At 36.3% G+C, this 1,465-nt stretch carries 1 protein-coding gene; it reads left to right on the top strand.

What is annotated here, in order from left to right; genetic code table 11:
• Nucleotides 1–164: 164 nt before the first annotated feature.
• Nucleotides 165–1,465: exonuclease domain-containing protein (locus tag KQI94_RS15980; protein ID WP_253296188.1), on the top strand; the 1,301-nt coding region annotated here is incomplete at its 3' end.

Below are 1,465 nucleotides of genomic sequence, written 5' to 3'. Positions count from 1 at the left end.
AGGTAAGACAAAACCATTCAGTTTATCAGCTTTTAAGCCTGAAACAAAAATCACTTTGAATTTTTGTTTCAGGCTCTTTCTTATTATCTCTGGAAAAGATTTCAAGAGAATTTTTGAAATACTAGTGAAAATCCTATAAATTGTAGTATAATTTTCAAAGATGAATGAAAGGCGTGAAGTCATTGAAAGACAAACAAGTGTATGCAGTAGTTGACCTTGAAACGACTGGAACAGATCCTACAAGTGATCGGATCATTCAGTTTGGATGCGTTCTCGTTCAAGAAGGAAAGATTATTGCGAACTTTGCGACAGATGTGAATCCCAATCAAGTAGTACCAAAACAAATTCAAAGTTTAACGGGGATTAGTAATACGCAAGTTCAAAAAGCGCCTTATTTTGAAGATGTAGCACATACAATTTATCATTATCTGGAAGATACTATTTTTGTGGCGCATAACGTCCATTTTGATTATAATTTTTTAGCTCGTGAACTGGTACGGTGTGGCACGCCGCCACTTACCATTCCAGCCATTGATACAGTGGAATTGGCACAGATTTTTTTACCGACAGAAAAAAGTTTCCGTTTAAGTGATTTGTCGGAAAGCTTAGGTTTGTCTCATGAGAATCCCCATCAAGCAGATAGTGATGCGCAGGTTACAGCCGAACTTTTGTTATTAATTCAAGAAAAAATGAAATCTTTACCGTTAGTCACTATGGAAAAAATTGCAGAATTAAGTCAACAGACAGCGCGGGAAACCAGTGCCTTTATTCAACAAACGTATGAACAAATGAAAAAACAAGTCACACCATTAAATCCAGCTTATCAAGTGGTCAGTGGCATTGCTTTACGCAAAAAAGAAGTCCCACTTTTTGAAGAAACATTCTATCAGACTAGTACGTATCCCAAAACAAAAAAAGCCAAAGAAAAACTGTTTGGCGAACGTTTCGCTTATCGTGCGGAACAGAGTCGGATGATGAATTTAGTCTATGATCATTTTACAGAAGGAACGACAAAAGATTTATTTATTGAAGCAGCGACTGGAACGGGAAAAACATTAGGCTATCTGTTGCCGATGAGCTATTTAGCAACGCCAGAAAAACCAGTCATCATTTCAACAGTTTCGATTGTTTTACAAAATCAATTAGTGGAAAAAGATTTACCATTAGCCAATCAAATCTGCCAAGGGAAATTACGAGGCATTGTTATTAAAAGCCATCGACACTATCTTGATTTACAACGCTTTAAGGCAACGTTGAATCAGCCAACTCCGCAAAAACAATACGCTCTTTATCAAATGGGCGTTCTCGTCTGGTTGCTAGAAACAGAAACGGGCGATTTAGATGAACTACAATTGACGAATTTAAATCATTTATTCTGGAAAGAAGTTACACATCGCGGATTGGATTTTCTTTCAAAAAAAGATGAACTTTATGAAGTTGACTTTTTAAGACATCTGTATAAAAA

The sequence above is a fragment of the Enterococcus sp. S183_ASV_20 genome (genome assembly GCF_018919685.1).
In the GTDB taxonomy this organism is placed as follows: domain Bacteria; phylum Bacillota; class Bacilli; order Lactobacillales; family Enterococcaceae; genus Enterococcus; species Enterococcus faecalis.
This window is presented reverse-complemented; position numbering and strand designations above follow the sequence as displayed.